Raw genomic sequence first — 528 nt, 5'->3', positions numbered from 1 at the left:
TCTTTGGCACTAGCTAGTTTTTGATACTCTTCAAATAAACCTACATCTTTAAAAGCATTATCATTTAATTCTTTTGTGCTATTAGCTAATTGGTTTGAAGTCTCTATTAATGCTTTATATTCCTGATTTAATTTATATGCTTTTACTGCTAAAGCACCAAGCCCTACAGTTAAAGCTGTTATAACTCCAACAGGACTTGCAAACATAACAGTATTTAATGCTTTCCAAGCTGTGCTTAATCTTTGAATAGAACTAGCTGATGTTTTTAATGTAGATACAGCATTTTTAAAATCTGATATAGTTTTCTTAGCTTCTGTTAATCCTTTTCCAAGTCCCACTATACCTTTTAATGCAGGACCGAAGCCTGCTGCTAAAGCAACAAATCCTACACTTGCCGCTTGCAAAGGTGCAGGCAAATCGCTGAATGTTTTTATTAATGATATTATAGTAAGAATCATTTTTTCAGCGAGAGGAACTGCTTTATCTCTTATAACAGGAAGTAAATCTTCATTAACAACAGGAAGAAGG

At 33.3% G+C, this 528-nt stretch carries 1 pseudogene; it reads right to left on the bottom strand.

Going from position 1 to position 528, the window contains the following annotated elements:
- Window positions 1-528: pseudogene (locus BRSU_RS14635) on the bottom strand (phage tail tape measure protein); the annotation flags it as partial.

This window comes from Brachyspira suanatina (genome assembly GCF_001049755.1).
Taxonomy (GTDB): domain Bacteria; phylum Spirochaetota; class Brachyspiria; order Brachyspirales; family Brachyspiraceae; genus Brachyspira; species Brachyspira suanatina.
This window is presented reverse-complemented; position numbering and strand designations above follow the sequence as displayed.